18 protein-coding genes, 1 other RNA gene and 1 pseudogene are annotated in these 20,915 nt (G+C 63.7%); 8 read left to right on the forward strand and 12 right to left on the reverse strand.

Translation table 11 applies throughout. The features are described 5' to 3' along the window. Positions 1–235 precede the first annotated feature (235 nt). Positions 236–1,162 carry a hypothetical protein gene (locus ABQU90_RS13025; RefSeq protein ID WP_055853162.1) on the forward strand — a complete coding sequence of 309 codons (927 nt, stop codon included), beginning with the start codon at positions 236–238 and terminating at the stop codon, positions 1,160–1,162. Further along, positions 1,159–1,524 (forward strand): hypothetical protein, encoded by a 366-nt coding sequence (locus ABQU90_RS13030; protein ID WP_323522844.1) that lies wholly within the window; start codon positions 1,159–1,161, stop codon positions 1,522–1,524. Before ABQU90_RS13025 ends, ABQU90_RS13030 begins: the two co-directional genes overlap by 4 nt. 316 nt (positions 1,525–1,840) lie before the next feature. Here ABQU90_RS13030 and accC read toward each other — a convergent pair whose 3' ends face one another. The 7 genes from accC to ABQU90_RS13065 all read right to left on the reverse strand — a co-directional run bounded on the left by accC (position 1,841) and on the right by ABQU90_RS13065 (position 6,997). Beyond that, on the reverse strand, positions 1,841–3,208 hold the full coding sequence (gene accC / locus ABQU90_RS13035; RefSeq protein ID WP_055853158.1) for an acetyl-CoA carboxylase biotin carboxylase subunit: 1,368 nt from the start codon (positions 3,206–3,208) through the stop codon (positions 1,841–1,843). Beyond that, on the reverse strand, positions 3,198–3,593 hold the full coding sequence (locus ABQU90_RS13040) for a four helix bundle protein (protein ID WP_323522845.1): 396 nt from the start codon (positions 3,591–3,593) through the stop codon (positions 3,198–3,200). The genes accC and ABQU90_RS13040 overlap by 11 nt, the downstream gene beginning before the upstream one ends. Before the next feature lie 59 nt (positions 3,594–3,652). Then, positions 3,653–4,135, reverse strand: a complete 483-nt coding sequence (accB, locus tag ABQU90_RS13045) for an acetyl-CoA carboxylase biotin carboxyl carrier protein (protein ID WP_323522846.1) — start codon at positions 4,133–4,135, stop codon at positions 3,653–3,655. 98 nt (positions 4,136–4,233) lie between these two features. Next, positions 4,234–4,680, reverse strand: coding sequence for a type II 3-dehydroquinate dehydratase (aroQ, locus tag ABQU90_RS13050; protein ID WP_055853151.1), 447 nt, complete (start codon positions 4,678–4,680; stop codon positions 4,234–4,236). Between the two features lie 338 nt (positions 4,681–5,018). Next, positions 5,019–5,315, reverse strand: a complete 297-nt coding sequence (locus ABQU90_RS13055; protein ID WP_115512714.1) for a YciI family protein — start codon at positions 5,313–5,315, stop codon at positions 5,019–5,021. A gap of 63 nt (positions 5,316–5,378) precedes the next feature. Beyond that, a complete protein-coding gene (locus ABQU90_RS13060) occupies positions 5,379–5,837 on the reverse strand; it encodes a GFA family protein (protein ID WP_323522848.1) in 459 nt (152 codons plus the stop codon). 347 nt (positions 5,838–6,184) lie between these two features. Next, positions 6,185–6,997, reverse strand: coding sequence for an oxidoreductase (locus ABQU90_RS13065; protein ID WP_323522849.1), 813 nt, complete (start codon positions 6,995–6,997; stop codon positions 6,185–6,187). A gap of 216 nt (positions 6,998–7,213) precedes the next feature. Here ABQU90_RS13065 and ABQU90_RS13070 point away from each other — a divergent pair, with 216 nt between their 5' ends. Next, on the forward strand, positions 7,214–7,789 hold the full coding sequence (locus ABQU90_RS13070; protein WP_311239394.1) for a TetR family transcriptional regulator: 576 nt from the start codon (positions 7,214–7,216) through the stop codon (positions 7,787–7,789). 79 nt (positions 7,790–7,868) lie between these two features. Here the strand turns inward: ABQU90_RS13070 and ABQU90_RS13075 are convergent, their stop codons facing one another. Both ABQU90_RS13075 and cutA read right to left on the reverse strand, forming a co-directional pair. Next, positions 7,869–10,193: a protein-disulfide reductase DsbD family protein gene (locus tag ABQU90_RS13075; protein ID WP_323522850.1), complete on the reverse strand. Its 2,325-nt coding sequence runs from the start codon at positions 10,191–10,193 to the stop codon at positions 7,869–7,871. Positions 10,194–10,198: 5 nt separating this feature from the next. After that, entirely contained in the window at positions 10,199–10,531 is a 333-nt protein-coding gene (gene cutA / locus ABQU90_RS13080) for a divalent-cation tolerance protein CutA (RefSeq protein ID WP_055853136.1), read from the reverse strand. A gap of 358 nt (positions 10,532–10,889) precedes the next feature. Here cutA and ABQU90_RS13085 point away from each other — a divergent pair. Continuing rightward, positions 10,890–10,966: non-coding RNA, sX9 sRNA (locus ABQU90_RS13085), on the forward strand. 324 nt (positions 10,967–11,290) lie between these two features. Here the strand turns inward: ABQU90_RS13085 and ABQU90_RS13090 are convergent. Continuing rightward, positions 11,291–13,072 carry an endonuclease gene (locus ABQU90_RS13090; RefSeq protein WP_323522851.1) on the reverse strand — a complete coding sequence of 594 codons (1,782 nt, stop codon included), beginning with the start codon at positions 13,070–13,072 and terminating at the stop codon, positions 11,291–11,293. Between the two features lie 442 nt (positions 13,073–13,514). Between ABQU90_RS13090 and ABQU90_RS13095 the strand changes: the two genes are divergently transcribed. Together ABQU90_RS13095 and groL are read left to right on the forward strand one after the other, a co-directional pair. Then, positions 13,515–13,802 carry a co-chaperone GroES gene (locus tag ABQU90_RS13095; RefSeq protein WP_055853130.1) on the forward strand — a complete coding sequence of 96 codons (288 nt, stop codon included), beginning with the start codon at positions 13,515–13,517 and terminating at the stop codon, positions 13,800–13,802. 147 nt (positions 13,803–13,949) lie between these two features. Beyond that, the gene (groL, locus tag ABQU90_RS13100) at positions 13,950–15,590 is read left to right on the forward strand and encodes a chaperonin GroEL (RefSeq protein WP_115512709.1); all 1,641 of its coding nucleotides are present in this window, start codon (positions 13,950–13,952) and stop codon (positions 15,588–15,590) included. A 206-nt stretch (positions 15,591–15,796) separates the two neighbouring features. Here the strand turns inward: groL and ABQU90_RS13105 are convergent. Then, positions 15,797–16,006: pseudogene (locus tag ABQU90_RS13105) on the reverse strand (trypsin-like serine protease); the annotation flags it as partial. Between the two features lie 140 nt (positions 16,007–16,146). After that, positions 16,147–17,064: a LysR family transcriptional regulator gene (locus ABQU90_RS13110; RefSeq protein WP_323522852.1), complete on the reverse strand. Its 918-nt coding sequence runs from the start codon at positions 17,062–17,064 to the stop codon at positions 16,147–16,149. Positions 17,065–17,176: 112 nt separating this feature from the next. Between ABQU90_RS13110 and ABQU90_RS13115 the strand changes: the two genes are divergently transcribed. Then, positions 17,177–18,103, forward strand: a complete 927-nt coding sequence (locus tag ABQU90_RS13115; protein ID WP_323522853.1) for an alpha/beta hydrolase — start codon at positions 17,177–17,179, stop codon at positions 18,101–18,103. Between the two features lie 195 nt (positions 18,104–18,298). Next, positions 18,299–20,680, forward strand: coding sequence for a beta-glucosidase (locus tag ABQU90_RS13120; protein WP_323522854.1), 2,382 nt, complete (start codon positions 18,299–18,301; stop codon positions 20,678–20,680). Positions 20,681–20,915 lie beyond the last annotated feature (235 nt).

The following is a 20,915-nucleotide window of genomic DNA, read 5'->3' on the forward strand; positions in this document are numbered from 1 at the left end:
CAGGCGGATCTGGGCGCCGCGCAGAAACCGGTGTATACGCGTGCTGCCTGCCGCACCCAGCACCGGCCGCGTCCGCTTTGTGGCCCCTATCGGTCGCTCTCGCGATCGCTGCAGGCACAGCCTATCGGTACCGCACGCGCTGGCAGCGCCCGCTTGGCGGCCGCTGCCGGCACAGCCGGGTGCTAGACTCCGCGCCGTTGCTGCGGGCGTCTTCCGCAGCTGGGTTGCCGCTGTCATGCCGCTTGTTCGTGCCCGCCATCTCTGGCTGTTGCTCGCTCCCGTCGCGCTCGCGGCGGCAGCCTGGTGGCAGCTGCGCGCGCAATCGGTAGCGGTCGTCACTGCCGTGCCCGCCGCCAGCGCCACTTCCGCGCGCGCGGCTGTTGCAACGCCAGCGCGCCACACCTCTTCCGAACGCGGCAACGCGCTGCATCTGCCGTATCGCGATGCGGTGGATGCGCAGCCGGATCTGTATCGCTACGCGCAGCAGTTGCAGCAGAAGGTGCGCGCCGGCGATGCGCAGGCCGGCTGGCGCCTGAGCCGGGTCTACGATTACTGCGCGCCGTATGCAGACAGCCCGGCCGGCTACGCCGCCGACAGCGACTGGATCGCCGCGCACCAGACGCCTGGCGTGGCCGCGATGCACGCTGCGCGCGATCGGGTGGCGCAGCGCTGTGCCGGCTTCGCTCCCAGCGATGGGCTGAGTCCGCGCCTGGTGGCGCAACAACGGCTGCGCGCCGCGCGCGGCGGCAGCCTGGCCGCCGAAGCCGCGTTGCTGGCCCTGGGCGAACCGCTGCAGGCAACCCCCACCTACAAGCGCGCGCTGGTGCAGCGCGTGCTTGCCTCGCGCGACCCGGAGGCCTATCTGGCGCTGGCGCCTGCGATGGGCGCGCGTGCCAGCGGCGATGACAGTCTGGAAGGGTATGTGGCCGGCGATCAGTTCGCCGAACTCGCCTGGCAGGTGGCCGCGTGCCGTCTGGGCCTGGACTGCAGTGCCGACAGCACGCTGGTCACCAGTTATTGCGCCAATGCGGGCATCTGCTCGCGCGATAGCGCACAGGATTTTGTGTCGTTCGTATTCGACGCCGCGGTGCCGCGGCAGGGAGCAGACAGGGTGGATGAGATGGTCGATACATTGGTGTCCGATCCGGGAGCGCAGTCATGAATTACCGTCGGTTGGCGCATGGCGCCAAGTTCTGGTTCTGGGTGGCGTTATTCGTCGCGTACTCGGCCGCGGCGGTGGGCATCGTGATGATCGATACCGCCGATCACCGCTACCAGCCGCTGTCGATCAAATCGACCACGGTCGGCGCCGACGAGCAGCAGCGACAGCATGGCGCCAGCCAGGTGGCCGCGGTATATCGCGCCAGCAGCGCAATGCCGTTCTCCACCTTGTCGGCCGGCTCGATGTTTCAGGTGGTCTGGCCGGATGGCTCTACCGAAACCATGATGGTGGTCGACCCGGCATCGTCCAGCGGCATCGTGCCGGTACCGGGCAGCCAGCAGGCGCCTGCGTCGCGGCGTTGAACGATGCAGCGCATCGCGCCCCGATGCGAGCGTGATGCGCATCCGCGCGGACGACTGAAGGTCTGCGCAGCGAATCCGGTGGCACCCCGGATCCCGTAGGAGCGCACCCAGGCGGACGAGGTTCCACCGATAAAACGCGGTCGCGCCCGGGTGCGCTCCTACGCAGCGGTCGGCTGGCCGCATGGTTTTGCCGGTGCGCGGGTGTTGTCGAGCTGCGTGCCTGGCCTGCGTGATGCACTGCCGGCGCGATGTACTGGGAACCAACGCAATAAGCCCGGTTTCCCGGGCTTATTGCGTGGTGCAATGGCGCCTGCGATCAGGTCAGTGCAATCGACTTGTTCTTGCGCTCGGCCAGGCGTTTTTCCAGGTAGTGGATGTTCTGCCCACCGGCCTGGAAGCCCTTGTCGCGCATGATGCGCTGCTGCAACGGGATGTTGGTCTTGATGCCGTCCACCACCATCTCGCTCAGCGCCACGCGCATGCGCGCGATCGCGGTCTCGCGGTCGGGCCCGTGCACGATCAACTTGCCGATCATCGAGTCGTAGTTCGGTGGCACCTTGTAGCCGGCATAGATGTGCGTATCCACGCGCACACCCGGGCCACCGGGCGGATGGAAGGCGGTGATCAGGCCCGGGTTGGGCATGAAGGTTTCCGGGTCTTCGGCATTGATGCGGCACTCGATCGCATGCCCGCGCAGCACGATGTCGCTCTGCTTGATGCTGAGCTTGTGGCCGGCGGCGATACGTAGCTGCTCGCAGACCAGATCGATGCCGGTGATGCGCTCGGTGACCGGGTGCTCCACCTGGATACGGGTATTCATTTCGATGAAGTAAAAACGCCCGCCTTCGAACAGGAATTCAAAGGTGCCCGCGCCGCGATAACCGATGCGGATGCAGGCATCCACGCAGACCTTGCCGATTTCAGCGCGCAGTTCTTCGGTGATGCCCGGTGCCGGCGCTTCTTCCACTACTTTCTGATGGCGGCGCTGCATCGAGCAATCGCGTTCGCCCAGATGGATCGCACCGCCCTGGCCATCGGCGAGCACCTGGATTTCCACGTGACGCGGATTTTCCAGGAACTTCTCCATGTAGACCTGATCGTTACTGAAAGCGGCCTTGGCTTCGGACTTAGTGGTTTCGATCGCAGCCTTCAACGCCGCTTCCGAATGCACCACGCGCATGCCGCGTCCGCCGCCACCACCGGCGGCCTTGATGATCACCGGGTAGCCGATCTCGCGCGCCACCTTGGTGTTGGCCACGATGTCATCGCCCAGCGGGCCGCCCGAACCGGGCACGCACGGCACGCCGGCGGCCTTCATCGCACGGATCGCTTCCACCTTGTCGCCCATCAGGCGAATGGTGTCGGCTCTGGGGCCGATGAAGATGAAACCGGATTCTTCTACGCGCTCGGCAAAATCGGCGTTTTCCGATAGAAAGCCGTAGCCGGGATGGATGGCCTGCGCATCGGTGACCTCGGCCGCAGCGATCAACGCCGGGATATTGAGGTAACTGTCGCTGGAGGCGGCTGGGCCGATACACACCGACTCATCGGCCATGGCCACGTGCTTGAGGTTGCGGTCGACCGTGGAATGCACCGCGACCGTGCGGATGCCGAGCGTATGGCACGCGCGCAGGATGCGCAGCGCGATTTCGCCTCGGTTGGCAATGACGACTTTATCTAGCATGGGATTCGGGATTCGAGAGTGGGGATTCGTAGAAGGCGCCGGTCTCGCGGAGGTGTCGCGATTCGTCCAGCGTGCGGATCAATGCATTGAGCCTGGCAAATGTGCGATTCAACAGATCGAGCGTGGCCGCATCGGGCGAACCGAACTGCAGGCGTGCGGCGATCTGCAGTTGCGTATCCAGTTCCGCCAGCGAGCCGCGCGCCATCGAGAGATAGCGCAGGTACTCGGCCGTGGAACGCCGTGCAGCGCCCTCGGCGATGTTGGACGGAACGCTGATCGCCGCGCGCCGCATCTGTGCGGTCAGTCCAAAGCGTTCCGAATCGGGAAAGTCGTGGGTCACCCGGTACATCGCTTCCACAAGCGACATCGCATCGCGCCAGACCATCAGGCGCTCGTGCGGTCGCTCTTGCGAATCCCGGATCACGACTCTCCAATCTCCGCCGCTCAGCCAATCACAAACAACGGCTGATCGAATTCCACCGGCTGGCCGGTTTCGCCGAGGATGGCGACGATGGTGCCGGAGACGTCGGCTTCGATCGGGTTGAACATCTTCATCGCCTCGATGATCGCCAGGGTGTCGCCGGCCTTGACGGCCTGGCCCACGGTGACGAACACCGGCTTGTCGGGGGAGGGCGAGGTGTAGAACGTGCCGACCATCGGCGCGCGCAACACATGGCCTTCCGGCAACGCGGCAGCCTGCTTGGCCCCCCCGGTGGATGCCTCGGTGGGCGACTGCATCGCCATGGAGGCCGCTTGCGGCGGGGCGACGGGTGCCGGTGCGTACTGCTGCATCGGCGCGCTCACCACCTGGGTGCCCTTGGGCACACGCGCCAGACGCACGCTTTCTTCTCCTTCCTTGATCTCGATTTCGGCGAGATTGGATTCTTCGAGCAGGTCGATCAGTTTCTTGATTTTGCGGAGATCCATAAGGGCCTCTTGAGGTGAATCGGTGGAGAGTGTCGGCGGGGTGCCGGCGGAATGGGGTCAGACCGTCGGCGTGGGCGCCGTGGTCATTGCTGCAGGTGTCATGCGTCGCGCTCCAGGCGTGCGATCGCCGCTTCCAGCGCCAACCGGTAGCTGTCTGCGCCGAAGCCGCAGATCACGCCGTCGGCCTTGTCGCTGAGGTAGCTGTGGTGGCGAAACGGCTCGCGCGCATGCGGATTGGACAGATGGATCTCCACGAACGGCAGGCCCACGCCCAGCAGCGCGTCGCGCAGCGCCACCGAGGTGTGGGTGAAGGCGGCCGGGTTGATCAGGATGTAGGCGGTGCCGTCCTCGCGGGCAGCGTGAATGCGCTCCACCAGCACATGCTCGGCGTTGGACTGCAGGCAGGCCAACGTGTGTCCGGCTGCCTGCGCGCGGTCCACCAGGGCTGCATCGATCTGCGCCAGCGTGGTGCGCCCGTAGACCTCCGGCTCGCGGGTACCGAGCAGGTTGAGGTTGGGGCCGTGCAGCAGCAGCAGGTGGGCCATGAGATCCAGCAGAGTGGAAAGGCCGGAAGTCTGCGCGATGTGGGCGATGCTGTCCAGATAGCAGAAGTTATAGCTGTTTTAAACATTTGTTTGATTATTCCGCAGCACCGTCGCTTTGGCAGGGCGTGCGGGTGCTTGACGCGGAACGGATATCGGTGCGCCGCTGGCTTTCCTGCGTCATGCCGCGCTTGATTGGAATCTTGCACCGGCTCCACCGGCTCCACCGGCACCGGAGCTTAACGAGTCGGCACTGCCCCGGTGGTTCGGTCTCGCCTTGCCTGCATCGCTGATGCTCATGCAGGCAAGGCGGCCTGCCTTTGACGCACGTTTGCTTGGAGTCAGCCGTGCGCTTTGAGTTGAAGCATCGGGAAATGCGCGTAGTGACCAATGCCTGCCCGAATGATCGGGTCCTGTGCGGTCAACTCGCTGATGTCCTGGTCGTCCTGAAGTTGCCAGAGTGCCACGCCATAGCTACCGGCAGGGTCCAGCACCGGGCCATGCGCAACGATCCTGCCGTTGTGCAAATGATCTTCCAGCCAGGCGCCATGCGCTTGCATTTGCCCGGCCTCCTGCTCGGTCATCGTCGGCAGGAAATCGGCGCGTGGCGGGATCCACTTGGTCAGGAATGCTTTCATTTTGATGTCCAGTTAGAGCGGAGGGAGGGGAGGGGGGGGGCGTGGCGCCTGGCTGGCGGATGCCTACAGGCCCATGATGGTTTTTACAATGGCGAACTGGCTTGGCCAGTAGTGGGAGTACTTAGGCAAATCGTCTGCAACATCGATCTTGCGACGGTTATAGAACGCATGAAGCTGGACGGGCGGCAGCCTGGCCTTTTCGACAACGTGCTGCGATGGCACAAATACCAACTTCAAAGGTCCGGCGCCCATCGTCTCCATGGCCGGCTTTCTGCAATTGGCGCAGACGGCGCGATCAAGATTGGGCGGGCGACGGTACTTTTTGTGGACGAGTGCGTCGGCGCCGGTCATGGTGAGCTGATGCGCCAGCAGCACCGAAACATCGGAAAAAGCCTCGCCCGTGAACTCCTGACAGAACAGGCAGTGGCAAATGAAACGGGCGCGTGGTGCCTGACTGGCCACGTACGAAAACTGTCCGCATGCGCAGCGGCCATGCAGATGCGGTTGGGTGTGTCGGCTCATGTGCGTTCTATCCGAATGAAGTGGAAGACAACAGGGATGCGACCGCAGGGGCGCAGGGTGGATGTAGCGGCCGCCCTGTCCTGGATAGAAGGGCAGCGTGTGCGCTGCGTTCGCGCGCAGATGCCGTTGGCGCGACAGCATGCCAACTGCCTTGCGGGCGGCAGTGGATCAGTCGTCTCCGGCGCCGGCAATCGGCGCTGGCACCTCGCGGAAATTCAGCACATCGGCATTGCCGGTGCGGTCGATCTGTATCGCTTTCATCGAGGTCCACTCAGCAGATCGGTGCATGACGCGGGTGTCCAGCTGCGGGCACCCGCGCGTGTCGGTTTTGCGCTTCGGTTTTGCGCTCAGGCAGGAAACTCGTTGAACTTGCGCAGCGTGCTGTCGACCATCCGCTCGGGCATGAAGCGGCGCAGCGTACTTACCTGCGTGGATTGCTTGCCGGCCGAGTAGCGCAGTTTCGGTTTGGTCGCCGTGGCGGCCTTGACCACGGTGTCGGCCACGACTTGCGGCAGATCGCCCGATTCCACCCACTTGCGCATCAACGTCTCGCTGCGCGCGCGCTCGGTGGCGTAGACCGGCAGCGGCTGGTCGGCGCGGGTCAGGTTTTCTTCGAACGCGGTGCGGGTCACGCCGGGCTCCACGAGCAGGGCACGGATACCCAAGGCGCGCACTTCGTGATCGAGCGATTCGGTATAGCCCTCGATGGCGTGCTTGGTCGACGCGTAGTAGGCGTTGAAGGGCGAGGGGATCAGGCCAAGGATCGAGCTCATATTGATGATGCGGCCGTTGCGCTGCGCACGCATGATCGGCAGCACCGCATTGACCACACGGGCAACGCCGAACACGTTGACGTCGAACAGGCGCTGGGCCTGGGCAATGGACGAATCTTCCGCGGCGCCGATCAGGCCGATGCCGGCGTTGTTGACCACCAGGTCGATGCGGCCGGCTTGTTTGACGATCTCCTCGATCAGCGTCTGCACCGAGGTCTCGTCGGTGACGTCGCAGACCAGCATGGTCACGCCCGGCGTGCTGGTTGCCGGCTTGCGGCTGGTTCCGAAGACGCGGTAACCCGCGGTGACCAGTGCCTTGGCGGTGACTTGGCCGATGCCGGAGGAGGCGCCTGTGACCAGGGCAACTGCATTTTTCGCGTTGTTCATTTGTCGAGTCTCGGATGAGGTGTGGTGGTTCCGGAGCGGCGACGCCAGTCCGGTGAGTGATGTAGGTAAGTGGGTCGCCGCAGGTGATCGGATGAGTCGAAGCACCTCAGTTGGCCTAATGATGTCGATAGTAATCTAAGTTGTCAATAGTTTGATTACGACCAACATCAATGAAATACTGACTGCCCTTGTCGTCCATCGCAGAGACATCCACTCATGAAAGTCACCAAGGCCCAGGCGCAGGAAAATCGCGCCCATATCGTCCAGACCGCCGCCGCGCTGTTCCGGGAGCGGGGCTACGACGGGGTGGGGATTGCAGAACTGATGTCTGCCGCCGGTTTCACCCAGGGCGGGTTCTACAAACACTTCCGTTCCAAGGCCGACCTCATGGCCGAGACGGCGGCCAGCGGCATCGCGCAGCGCCTGGCCAACGACAAACATGCGGATCTGTCGGCGTTCGTCGATTCCTACCTGTCCCGCGACCACCGCGACGATCGCGGCGCGGGTTGCACGATGGCGGCACTGAGCGGTGACGCTGCGCGCCAGGGCGAGGACATCCGGGCGACGTTTGCGCAGGGCATCGAGAACAGCCTGGCGAACTTCGTCGACAGCGAGGCGGGTCCGCAGGGTGCGGGCCAGGCGCGGGAAACGATGCTCGACACGTATGCGCGCGTGGTCGGCGCGGTGATGTTGTCGCGCGCGTGTCCGGACGACTCGGCGCTGGCCGAGGAGATCCTGCAGGTCAGCCGCGCGCGCATCCTGGCCGCTCTCGGCACGCAGCAGGACGGGTGAGCGTGGAATCGGCCGACGTGGGCAATGCACCGCTCACGCGGGGCGTATCAAGCGCCTTTTCCGGCGCAGCAGGCTGTTTTCAGCGCGCCGCGCGCAACAACGCATCCTCGGTGATCGCGTTGGTCAGCACCGTGGGCAGGATGGCCGGCGGGGCGCCGGGGCCGTACACCACGTACAACGGCACGCCGACCGCCTGGTGCTGGTCGAGGAAGGTGCTGATGGCAGGGTCGACATTGGTCCAGTCGCCTTTCATGTAGACCGCATCCACGCGGCGCAACGCATCGCGGAACTCGGCGCTGCTGAGCACGTTCTTTTCGTTGGCCTTGCAGGTCACGCACCAGTCCGCGGTCATGTTGACGAACACCACCCGGTTGTCGGCGCGCAGACGGTCCAGCAGCTGCGGCGAGAACGCGACCGCGCCTTCGCTGGCAGCGGTGGCGGCCGGCAAACGCAGGCGGGTGACGCCCACCACCGGCACGATGGCCAGCACCAGCATCGCCACCGCCAGGCGCATGCCCGTGCGGTTGCTGTTCCAGCGGCTACGCTCGAAACACCACAGACCCAGCGCCAGCAGGGTGGCGCCGACCAGCATCAGGGCCAGCGCATCCACGCCGCGCTGTTTGCCCAGCACCCACAGCAGCCAGATCGCGGTGAGATACATCGGGAACGCCAGCACCTGCTTGAGCGTTTCCATCCACGCACCGGGCGTGGGCAGGCGCCGCGCCAGCGACGGGATGAAGCCGATCAACAGGAACGGCAGCGCCAGGCCCAGGCCCAGCGCCAGAAACACCAGCATCGCCAGCAGCGCAGGCGCGGTGAAGGCATAGGCCAGGGCGGTGCCCATGAACGGGGCGATGCAGGGGCTGGCGACCACACAGGCCAGCACGCCAGTGAAAAAGTCGCCCAACGGGCCATTGCGCGCGGCCAGCGACTGGCCGATGCCGCCCAGATTGCTGCCCAGCGTGAACACGCCCGACAGGCTCAGGCCCACCGCAAACATCAGATATGCCAGCGCCGCCACGAACCACGGCTGCTGCAGCTGGAAGCCCCAGCCGGCCGCCTGGCCGGCCGCACGCAGGGCGATCACCAGCCCACCGATGGCGGCGAAGGACACCAGCACGCCCAGCGAATACCAGATGGCATGGCTGCGCGCGTGGTTGCGGCTCTCGCCGCTATGCGCCAGGCCCAGCACCTTCAGCGACAGGATCGGCAGCACGCACGGCATCAGGTTCAGCACCAGCCCGCCGAGCAGCGCCAGCGCCAGCATTGCCAGCAGGCCCTTGTCGGTGTGCGGCGGCTGGGTGCGCTGCGGGTTGTCGGCCGCCGCTGTCGGCGCGAGCTGCGTCTTGCTGCCCGATGCCGTTGCCGGGGCGGGCCCGGGCGGCGTTTGCCCGGCGGCCAGCGGCGAGATCATCAGCGGAGCGGCCTGCGCCTGGTTCTGCGGCGACACCGTGCCGGCGGGCAGGTCCAGCGTCACGCGGCGGGTCATCGGCGGGTAGCAGATGCCATCGGTCTGGCAGCCCTGGAAGGTCGCCACCAGGGTCACGCGCGCCGGGTCGGCACGCTCGCGCAGCAGCGGCAAGGTGACTTCGGCCTGGTCGAAATACACCACCACATCGCCGAAGTGTTCATCGCGGTGGGTCTTGCCCTGTGGCCAGCGCGGCAGCCCGGTGCGCACGCCACTGCTGCCTTCCACCGCCAGTGAGGTGCGGTCGCGGTAGAGGTAATAGCCCGGCGCCGGGGTGAAGCGCAGCAGCAGGCTGTTGCCGTCGCCGACGATGGCTTCGAAGGTGAAGGCTTGCTCGGCCGGCAGCGGCAGTGCATCTACGCCGGCAGTCTGGCCGGGCGCCCCGAACAGGCGCGGGCCGGGCGCGGCGCGCGGCACCAGCGCCCCCAGATTCTCGCGTTGCGGCGTGGAAGCGGCTGCACCAGCCGCTTGCGCGCCGGGCAGGGTCACGCGGATCTCGCGCCGTTGCGGCGGGTAGCACACCCCGGCATCGGCGCAGCCCTGGTATTGCACCTGCAGGACCGCGGTTTTCAGCGCCGGATCGGCCTTGCCGGCCAGGGTGGCCTGCAGTTGCTTGCGGTAGGTCTGCACCTGGCCGAAGAACTCGTCGTGCTTGCTCTCGCCTTCCGGCAGGGTCAAGTCGCCCGCAGAAAAACCTTGCCCGGATTTGACGCTGATGCGGTGCCGGTACAGGTAATAGCCGGGCGCGATTTTCCAGGTCAGGCCGATGCTGTCGCGGCTGTCGGCCTGGGCGCTGAGCACGAAGGCCTGGTTGACCGGCAGCAGGTCGGCCTCGCTGACCGCCTGCGCGGCAGGTGCCACCATTGCGAGCGAGGCGGCGATGACAGGAGCGGACAGCAGTGCGCAGCGGGCGATCCAGCGGGACAAAGACTTCATGGACGTCAAATTTCCTTGCGGGTGTCGGCCCGGACCCAATCGAGATACGCCGGCAGCCCGGCGCTGGCTTGGACAGCGACCGCCTCCGGCAGTTCATACGGATGCAGTGCCTGCAGCCGCGCGATGGCGTCTGGCAGGCGGTCTTCCCAGGTCTTGATCAGCAGCTGCACTTCGGTGCTGCGCGCGATCGCCCCGTTCCAGCGGTACAGCGATTGTGCGCCGGGCAGCTGGGTGACGCAGGCGGCCAGCCGTTCGTCGAGCAAGGCATGCGCGATGCGGTCGGCGCTGTCGGCGTCCGGGCAGGTACTGAACAACAGATGGAGGGAAGAGGCGTTCATTCGGCCCGGCAGTGTAATCCCCTGCCTGCGGGGGATCGACCGCACATTCCGGAACAAGGCGTCAACTTCGCTGGATTGCCGCTGCAGACGGGCGATGCGTTAGCGCCGACGTGGTCGTTGGGTAGCCAAAGCGGCGCGCTGGGATGCTTTAAGGGCATCGGCATGCACGCCGATGAACGCAGTACGCCGGATGACTCGTCAGCGTCGAATGCAGCGCTGTGCGATGCGTGCCTTGACCGCGCGCCGCGCCTACACCAGGTTCGCGCAGAGACAGCTAGGCGACGAACAGCTGACAAACCGACTGTGTTCGCCGCCAAGCGGACGCGGCCGGTGCTTGCTGCTCGCTACGCGGTGCGGTATGGGCCACGCGTGCACTCCGGTTCTGAGCGCGCCGCCCACGCCTGTCTGACCACTGTTCGCTACGTGGTGTTAGCCGCGCTAATCCGCGATCAGCAAGAGAACCCCGCACTAGTAGCAGAGATGGGTTGGAGCGCCCAACGTCCCAGGTCCGGCAGGGCGATGCGCCGGGTCTGCGAGTTTGCATGACCGACTGGCGCTAACGCCGGTATTCGCGGCACCTGCGCCATCGGCCAACGTGCAATGCAGGGCGGCAAGGGACGTGCGATTGGCGGGATGCTGCCGGTCGACGATCGCTGGCACTGGCACTGGCACTGGCACAGCGCGCCGTCGCTGTCGGTCTCCGCTGAAAAGCGCTCCAGCCACACCGGCCCGACGCAGCACGCGCCGGGCCGATGGGTCTCAGTTGGCCAGCTGGCAGCTGGCCGGCTTGGCCGAATTGAACAGGCCGGCGGTGGCCCATTCGGGGTGATCGACGAACGGGTTGCGGTTGCCCTGGAAGCTGAAGACCACCTGGTTGCGCGCACGCTCGGCATCGTCCGGCGGGTCGGCCTGGTGCCAGGCCAGTAGCGTCGACAACAGGCCCATGTACGCGGGCGAGGACGAGGTCTGCACGATCCGGCTGCGGTCGTCGGTGAGCTCCAGATCCGGTTCGGACTGGCCGGTGGCCGCGTCGGTGCCACCTTCATAGCGGATCGCCATGTACATCACTGCGCGTGCCATGTCGCCCTTGCGCCGGCCCCACACCTCGAAGGTGCCGCCGTTGCCATCGGGCGTGCGTACCCAGTTGGAATTGCCCGGATAGCGCCCGCTGCCGCCGCCACTGCCGTCGTTGACCTCGGTCACCCGCTCGCCGCAGCTGCTGGTGCAGGTGGCGTAGGGCTTGTTGCCACGGTCGGCGTTGAAGGTGGTGTCGGTCAGATACAGCATGTGGGTGTCGGTGTACGGCGCATACGGCAGGCCGCGGTCGCCGGTGGCGCTGCCGAAGCCCAGCGAGTTGGGCCAGGTGTGCTCGCGGTTGTAGGTCAGGCCGCTGCCGGTGCCGGCCCGGTCGCTGACTTTGGCGTAGCTGCGGTTACGGTAGGCGTCCAGGATGCGGCCGCTGTTGTTGGGGTCCTCGTCGGCCATCTCCAGGATGGTCCAGGTGCTGGTGCCGGTCCCGCTGTAGGGATAGACCGTGTGGCCGCGAATGGTGGCATTGAGCGAGCAGCGCAACTGGCTGGGGCTGGTGGTGTTGACCCGCGAGTAGTAGCCGGTGCCGCCGCCGCCGGCCGTCGCCACCGTGAAGGCGATCGACTGATTGGCCGCCGGGCTCAAGCCGCTGGCATCGCGGATGGCGCTGGCGGTGATCGCCAGGGTGCAGCGTTCGCCGCCGACCAGGGCGGTGTTGGTGGACAGGGTGAAGCGGGTGCCGCTGGTCGGGTAGCTCAGTGCAACCGTCCCGGAGCTGGCGCAACTCAGCGCAAAGGCGCCGCTGCTGAGCGTCACCGTCTCGCTGAAGCCCACTGCCAGATCGCCGGCCGCCGGGAAGCCGCTCGCGCCCTGGGTCGGTGTGGTGCTGGTGATCGTCGGTGCGCCGGTGGTGCCGCCACCGCCACCGCCGCCGCTGCCGTTGAAGGTCTGGCCGCGGTTGCAGGCGCCGAAGGTCTGTGCCGCCGAGCCCGCCCAGCTGAAGTTGGCTGCCGCACTGCCGGTGCCGGTGAGTTGCAGCGAACTGCCGACCGCGCTGCTGTTGCTCTCGCTGACCGGCAGGTTCTGGCTGGTGACGCCGGCCGCCGGGCCGCCGCTACCGGTGATGGCGCCTTCGTAGCTGAGGAACTGCACCAGCTGGCCGCTCGGGTTCACCAGCGCCACGCCGTCGTTGGGCCCGTTCTGCACGCCGTTGCTGACGTAGCTGACGGTGGCAATGCGCACCTGGCTACCGCAGCTGACCAGGCTGCCGGCCGGCACCGCCGTGTTGGCGTAGCTCACCGCTGCGCTGGGCGCACTGCCGTTGTACAGATAGATCCGGTAGCCACTCAGCGATTCGCCGGCGGTGGCCACCACTTCCACGCCTTCGCCGGTATCGCCGGAGGCGCCCGCGTCGTCGTAATGCAGTTCGTTGATGAACACCGCGGCGTGGGCGGTGGGGACGGCCAGGACAATGGCGCAGGCCAGTGGAAGACTACGGAACGGCAACCTCATCGACAGCTCCTTGTGATCGGGGAATGCTGTTCCGACTGTAGAGCCTGTGTATGACAAACGGTGGAACCTGGTTCCATTTTTAGAGCGAGTAGCACCGGCTGCACGCACGGTCGGTGGGCGCAGCCGCTGCCCGGAATCGGCACGCGGCGACAGTCACCGGCGCTCTGTGGCGTTGGGTCGCAATGTCCAGCTCCTGCGCACCGCTTACGCCTGTCCCGGCGACGGCTTGCCCGGTGTTTTCGCGGCTGTTGGACCGCTGGATGAGACGGCCGGATGAAAATTTTTTGCCGCCAGCCCTTGAAAGCTGCCCGCCCAGCACAATCTCTGGCCCGCACCCGCTCTGTCGGGTTTTTTCCGCGCGCTGTGCTGGCAGTCGTCATATACGAGTGCTAACATCGCCGATAATTTCCAGACCAATCAATCACTTAAGAGGGTCTTATCTATGAGCATCAAGCCGCTTCACGACCGCGTTGTAGTCAAGCCGATCGAAGCCGACGAAGTTTCCGCCGGCGGCATCGTGATTCCTGACTCCGCCAAGGAAAAGTCCACCAAGGGTGAAGTCATCGCCATCGGCGCCGGCAAGCCCCTGGACAACGGCAGCCTGCGCGCGCCGGTGGTCAAGGTTGGCGACAAGGTCATCTACGGCCAGTACGCCGGCAGCAGCTACAAGTCCGAAGGCGTCGAGTACAAGGTGCTGCGCGAAGACGACATCCTGGCAGTCATCGGCTAATCAGGCGCTATGCGCCGGGAATCGGGAGTTGGGAATCGGGAATGGGCAAAGCGGCTAACGCCCTTCGCCATCCCACCCCGCCCCGATTCACGCTGTTGATCTACCGATTCTCCATTCCCTATTCCCCATTTCCGGAGTTACATACAAATGGCTGCTAAAGACATTCGTTTCGGTGAAGATGCACGCAACCGCATGGTGCGTGGCGTCAACATTCTTGCCAATGCCGTCAAGGCGACCCTGGGCCCGAAGGGCCGCAACGTCGTGCTCGAGAAGAGCTTCGGCGCCCCGACCATCACCAAGGACGGCGTCTCCGTCGCCAAGGAAATCGAACTGGCTGACAAGTTCGAGAACATGGGCGCGCAGATGGTGAAGGAAGTCGCTTCGCGCACCAATGACAACGCTGGCGACGGCACCACCACCGCCACCGTGTTGGCTCAGGCCCTGATCCGCGAAGGCGTCAAGGCCGTGGCTGCCGGCATGAACCCGATGGATCTGAAGCGCGGTATCGACCAGGCCGTCAAGGCTGCGGTCGTCGAGCTCAAGAACCTGTCCAAGCCGACCACCGACGACAAGGCAATTGCCCAGGTCGGCACCATCTCGGCCAACTCGGACGAATCGATCGGCAACATCATTGCGGAAGCGATGAAGAAGGTCGGCAAGGAAGGCGTGATCACGGTTGAAGAAGGTTCGGGCCTGGAAAACGAGCTGGACGTGGTCGAGGGCATGCAGTTCGATCGCGGCTACCTCTCCCCGTACTTCATCAACAACCAGCAGAGCCAGTCGGCCGATCTGGACGACCCGTTCATCCTGCTGCACGACAAGAAGATCTCCAACGTGCGCGACCTGCTGCCCGTGCTGGAAGGCGTGGCCAAGGCCGGCAAGCCGTTGCTGATCGTCGCTGAAGAAGTCGAAGGCGAAGCGCTGGCGACCCTGGTGGTCAACACCATCCGCGGCATCGTCAAGGTCGTGGCCGTCAAGGCACCGGGCTTCGGCGACCGTCGCAAGGCGATGCTGGAAGACATGGCCGTGCTGACCGGCGGCACCGTGATCTCCGAGGAAGTGGGTCTGGCGCTGGAGAAGGCCACGATCAAGGACCTGGGCCGTGCGAAGAAGGTGCAGGTCTCCAAGGAGAACACCATCATCATCGACGGTGCTGGCGATTCGGCCGCGATCGAGTCGCGCGTCGGCCAGATCAAGACCCAGATCGAAGACACCTCGTCCGATTACGACCGCGAGAAGCTGCAGGAACGCGTGGCCAAGCTGGCCGGTGGCGTTGCAGTGATCAAGGTCGGCGCATCGACCGAAATCGAAATGAAGGAAAAGAAGGCACGCGTCGAAGACGCCCTGCACGCTACCCGTGCAGCCGTCGAAGAAGGCGTGGTCCCGGGCGGCGGTGTGGCCCTGGTGCGTGCGCTGGTGGCCGTCGGTAACCTGACCGGTGCCAACGAAGACCAGACCCACGGCATCCAGATCGCCCTGCGCGCCATGGAAGCCCCGCTGCGCGAAATCGTGGCCAATGCCGGCGAAGAGCCGTCCGTGATCCTGAACAAGGTCAAGGAAGGCACCGGCAACTACGGCTACAACGCCGCCAATGGCGAGTTCGGCGACATGGTCGAGTTCGGCATCCTGGACCCGACCAAGGTCACCCGTTCGGCGCTGCAGAACGCAGCCTCGATCGCCGGCCTGATGATCACCACCGAAGCCATGGTGGCCGATACACCGAAGAAGGACGAGCCGGCAATGCCGGGCGGCGGTGGCATGGGCGGCATGGGCGGCATGGATTTCTGATCCAGCCGGCTTACGCCGACACGCAACACCGCAGTCAAAAGGAGCCCCGCAGCGATGCGGGGCTCTTTTTTTGCGTGCACCGCGACGGTCATCCCGCTTGCATGCCGATGCGCTATCAGCGGCGCACGTAACGCCAGGCGCATCAGCCATGGTCAGATGTCACTGCGTCGCGAGGTCTTCGCGCGTAGACGGCTGCGCGGCCAGAGCTATGGCGACATCACGCCATCGATCCATGCGACATAGCGCGATATGCGGACGTTGTAGACCATTTGTCCGTAGAAACCCGCCTCCAGGACGTGCTCTGGAACCGCCGTGATCCACGATCCCAGCCCAATGAGTTGCCAGGCGCCCTGCTTCTGCACAACCAGCGGGCCGCCGCTGTCGCCGCTTCCCAACACGCCTTCGAGTGGCAAGCCGCTACGGAATCAATCAAAAGATGGTGGCAAACAGACGGTGACTTACACCCTGCATACGGTTCTCGTCGCTAACGGCATCCAGTTCACCAGCTGCAGCTCCGACCAAGATGGCTTCGCGCATCTCTTCATTAGTCAGCCGCTCACTGACTGTTTCCGCCCGGTGGATCAGTTCTCCATGCGTCGCTCAGCAGGTCGATAAACCGACGGATCTTGGGCGACAGGTGACGCTTGCTTGGATAGACGACACGGATAGGCTCAGGAGCGGGCTCGAATGTTTCCAAGATCCTGACCAACGTTCCCAATGCGAGGTCATCTCGGATGAGATAGTCGGGAAGTTGGGCGATGCCCAGCCCTGCACAGGCTGAACGTTGCAAGGCTTCCCCACTATCCATGACAAGTCTGCTTGTACCCGAAAAGGATGTATCGCTTTTTCCAGTTCGGAACGTCCACGGTCTTGGTCGCCCTTCGTCTAGAAAGAAACAGCAATGATGCTGAGACAGATCGTATGGGGCTTCTGGCGCGTTGTGCTTCGCTAAGTAACTGGGCGATGCACACGTCACCATGCGTTGGTGCGTGACGGTTCGACTGAAGATGCGCGAGTCTTCGCGTGCAGGTCCGGTGCGCACTGCAATGTCGATACCATCTTCAATCAGATCCACAAAGCGATCGGAATACTGCACAACTGCGCTGACGTTTGGCCAGGTGTCGATGAACTGCTCCACTACCGGAAGCACATACCTCATTCCCAGTGTTACAGGAACACTGATGGCTAGGCGGCCATACGGGGCTTCCGAACGCAGCGCCATCGCGGTCTCTGTTTCCTTCAGATCCTCAAGGATCAGAGAGCTTCTCGCATAGAGAACGTGCCCATCGTCCGTCAGGCTCAAGCTCCTTGTCGTCCGGTTCAACAGACGCATACCCAGTCTTTCCTCCAGACGAACAACGCGCTTGCCAACGGCCGAGCGGGTCAACCCCAAACGTTTGGCGGCCAGCGTGTAATTACCGCTATCAACGACTGTAACGAACGCGACAATGTCGTTGATGTTCGTGAGTTCCATCGAGGCCTCTAGGGATTGATCACCGGATCAGTGGGGAAACACATTCCCCAATCATGCACCTAATCTTGGCATACCGGTTTTCAAGAACCAATGATCGACTGAGGGAGCTTCTGTGAACGAGAACGTCAAGGCAAGCATCAAAGAGTGGGCTCAGAGCTTGGCAGAACTTGCCCCGGTAGTGACCGGGGAAAACAAAGAACTCACGATGAAAGAAATCCGCGACAGTTACGTAGACATGCTGGCCGAGCAGTTGCCGCCAGCAGACGTGAGTTTCGAGAAGATCGATCTGAACGGCGTGCCCGCGACACTGGTGACTCCGGCAACGCAGAACACCGATGCCGTCCTGTTTTATATTCACGGCGGGGCCTATATCGTCGGTGCGCCCGATGGATATCACGGAATAGGCGGCAATTACGCGCAGATGCTGGGTGCACGGGTCTACATGCCCGATTACAGGCTTGCACCCGAGTATCCTTTTCCCACGCCAATTGACGACACGCTAGCGGCCTATAAGGGACTTCTTGCGTTGGGCATCCCAGCCCAAAAAATCGTTTTCGCCGGCGAGTCGGCTGGCGGCGCGATGGTGGTTTCCGTCATGGTGGCGGCACGCAACGCAGGCTTGCCTCTTCCTGCAGCCGGCACTGCGATTTCGCCTTGGGCAAATCTGGAGCACACCGGGGCATCGGTCACCAATCGCGAAGGACTCGATCCGCTGAATACCGGAGCGGGATTACGCTTCTTGGCTCGCACCTTCTTGGGCGATGCATTGCCGAATCATCCGATGGCATCTCCTGTGTTTGCCGATGTCACTGGCCTGCCACCGATCCAGATTCAGATCGGCGAGAACGAGTTGATGTTGAGCGACGCGATGCGCCTGGCGACTCATCTGGGCGACAACCGTGTCCGCGTCGATCTTGAAGTCTGGCCGGGCATGTTCCATGCGTGGCACTTTTTTGCAAACACACTTCCAGAGGCTCGCCAAGCACTTGCAAGCTCAGTGCGATTCTTGAATGCGCAGCTCGAAAAGACTTCAAGCTAACGCTGTAAGGATGACCTCGCAGAAGATGCATGCTTGCAATCGACTGATGCTGCTGTTTCAGCACGCTGCTATCGGCGAAAAAGCCGGTAGCAGAGCGGCGTTGGATAGGAGGTTGCTGGCAAGTTGGCGTGACGCTGAGTGGCCAATTACCTTCACCATCCGCTGTTCTGCGATGTCTGAGGCATCGATCTTTCATTGACTGCCAAGCGCGAAAGCTTCGCCTCGGTGACAAGCGATCCGCTGCTCGTGCGACGTACCCATTTGAGCGCAGCGCTTCATCGCGTCCACACTCTCAAACATTTATCTTTCCAGAAAATTTTCAGGAGTTCTGTCTTGCACAGCCCATCTCGCAGCGATACGCCGAAAGACACGGACAACGCTCGCATTGTCGGTGAGGAGCATGTTCGATCGGCTTGTGCGGACGCGCAGCAATTCCCTTGGTCTGATGCAAGCCTGCCAGCAGAGACGCGCGCTTGGCTGGTGGTTCAGGCGATGACCGAGGACGAGAAATTTGCATGGTTGTCCGGGCCAATGGCAATTCCGATTGCAGGCAGTAGCAAGCCGGAAGGTGCGCTCGGATCAGCGGCCTACTACCCGGCAGTGCCGCGTTTGGGCATTCCTGCGCAACAGCAAACCGATGCAAGTCTGGGTGTAGGCAATTTGGCGAATGTACGTCCTGGCGACAACGCCACAGCGCTGCCGTCGTCGTTGTTGCTTGGGGCGACCTTTAATCCAATCATGGCGCGCAAAACGGGCGCGATGGTTGGGCAGGAAGCCAGGGCCAAGGGTTTCAATGTGCAGTTGGCGGGCGGGGCGAACCTGGTGCGTGAGCCACGTGGTGGACGCAACTTCGAATATGTCTCCGAAGACCCGCTACTCACTGGTGTGATCGCTGGCAACTCCGTTGCTGGTATTCAGTCGCAAGGCGTGGTTTCGACTGTCAAACACTTTGCGATCAACCCGCAAGAAACCGGGCGCGTAGTGGTGAACTCGCACATCGTCGATCAGGCGCTCCACGAGTCGGATCTGCTGGCATTCAAAATCGCGATTGAGATTGGTGAACCAGGCGCCGTGATGCCTGGCTACAACTTGGTCAACGGAGAGTGGGCCAGCGAAAATGCCTACCTCATCAACACCGTATTGAAGGGGGAATGGGGCTATCCGGGTTGGGTGATGTCCGACTGGGGGGCGACACACTCGGTGGAGAAGGCCGCACTTGCCGGGCTGGATGTTCAATCCGGAGCGAACTTGGACCCTGAACCCTATTTCGCCGAACCGCTGCGAACCGCCGTCAGCAATGGCTTGGTCCCCCAATCGCGTATCGACGACATGGTGCACCGTCAGCTGCGTAGCCTTTTTGCTGTCGGCGTCATCGACACTCCGCCCAAGCCAGGCGCCGCGATCGACTACGCCGCACATCGCCTTTTGGCGCAGCGGTCTGCTGAGCAAGGCATCGTATTGCTCAAGAACAAGGCAGATGTACTGCCACTTTCGAGAGGCGCTAACCGCATCGTCGTCATCGGCACGCAGGCGGACATCGGCGTCGTGGCGGGCGGCGGCTCGTCTGCCGTCACTCCGATCGGCAGCGTGACCAAGCCTGGTTTCGAGTTCATGGGAACGGTGATGGAGAAGGTCTACCATCCCAGCTCGGTCTTGAACGCCATCAAGGCCGAAGCCTGCGCGGCGCAGGTTGTTTATGTGAGCGCGAACGATGCAGCCGCAGCCGTCAAAGCGGCGCATGGTGCCGATGCGGTCATCGTCGTTGCCGAAGAATGGCGCTCGGAAGGTCAAGATGCCCAAGGTCTCTCGTTGCCTGATGATCAGGATGCATTGATCACTGCCGTGGCCAAGGCCAACGCAAACACCGTGGTCGTGCTGATCTCAGGTGGCTCGGTCACGATGCCTTGGTTAGACGACGTCGTTGGCGTGGTCGCAGCGTTCTATCCTGGCCTAGGCGGCGGAGAGGCCATCGCTGGCATCTTGTTTGGCCGCGTCAACCCTTCCGGGCGCCTCCCCATCACGTTCCCACAGAGTGTCGAACAGTTGCCGCATCCTGAGCAGCGAGATCCGTCGACCACGACGTCCAATCCGGGGGAGCCGATCAAGGGCGAGATCTTCTGCATCGATTACAACGTCGAGGGCGCCGATGTAGGCTATCGCTGGTTCGACGCGCGCTCGCTAACACCGCTGTTCCCGTTCGGATACGGGTTGTCGTATACGCGCTTTGAAACCCATGACTTTCACGTGAGTGACGAAGGTGGCAGGTTCGTCGCTCGCTTTGTTGTCAGCAATTCCGGCGACCTGACCGGAGCGTATGTAGCGCAGGTGTATGTGGCGGGCGAGGGCGTGATTAAGTTTCCAAAACGGCTTTGTGCCTTCGAGCGCGTCGAGCTTGCGCCGGGTGAGAGCAAAAAGTTGGAACTTGAGATCGATCCAAGATTCTTCGCCAGGTTCGACACCGCAGCGCGTCAGTGGGCGATTTCGGAAGGCACATACAGCGTTCGCTTGGCGGACAACGCAGCCGATCCGGGGAAGTCTATGTCGTTGAACGTGAGCGCTCGCAACGTCAAGCCTTAGAAACACAAAGGTGCAAATCGGCGACTGTGGTCGCAGGCCGAACAAACGCCCTAGCAAGCCGGCTACGGCACCCGCAACGCGCGTGCTTGTTTCCCGCACCGAGCAGCGCTGGGATCCAATGCTGTTTGTGGTCGGCGCCTGGTCGGGCACAGTGCCTTCGGGTACTGGACAGCCACGACACATCCGACCGCGTGCTAGCCGTGCACGGGTCCTGCCGCAGTAGCACGCAAGCCGT

Origin of the sequence: Xanthomonas sp. WHRI 10207, from assembly GCF_040202975.1 — a bacterium.
GTDB lineage: Bacteria > Pseudomonadota > Gammaproteobacteria > Xanthomonadales > Xanthomonadaceae > Xanthomonas.